This is a genomic window from Psychrobacter sp. TB55-MNA-CIBAN-0194 (assembly GCF_040309505.1).
In the GTDB taxonomy this organism is placed as follows: Bacteria; Pseudomonadota; Gammaproteobacteria; order Pseudomonadales; family Moraxellaceae; genus Psychrobacter; species Psychrobacter fozii.
In genome coordinates, this window is record NZ_JBEOOW010000527.1 from 1 (window position 1) to 254 (window position 254).

1 protein-coding gene is annotated in these 254 nt (G+C 39.4%); it reads left to right on the plus strand.

What is annotated here, in order from left to right; genetic code table 11:
• Window positions 1-214 (plus strand): LysM peptidoglycan-binding domain-containing protein (locus AAEY75_RS16145; protein ID WP_352260167.1); only part of this gene is annotated, 214 nt, incomplete at its 5' end.
• Between the last annotated feature and the right edge of the window lie 40 nt (window positions 215-254).

The window sequence follows — 254 nt, forward strand, 5'->3', positions numbered from 1 at the left end:
GCCAAGGATTATTACAACATCTAATCAGTCAACAGTTCAAAGCGATCACACGGTAAAATATGGCGACACACTGTGGAGTATTGCCAAAGTGTATAAGGTCAGTGTGGACCAAATTATCGCTTGGAACAAAATGACAGACAAAGACAAATTAACGGTAGGTAAAACCCTGCAGTTTTATCATCAACCCTTCAAACAACAGCAGAGCCAGTTGTAAGCCTGTTGTTTAAAAACTCATAAGCACAATAGCTCAAATG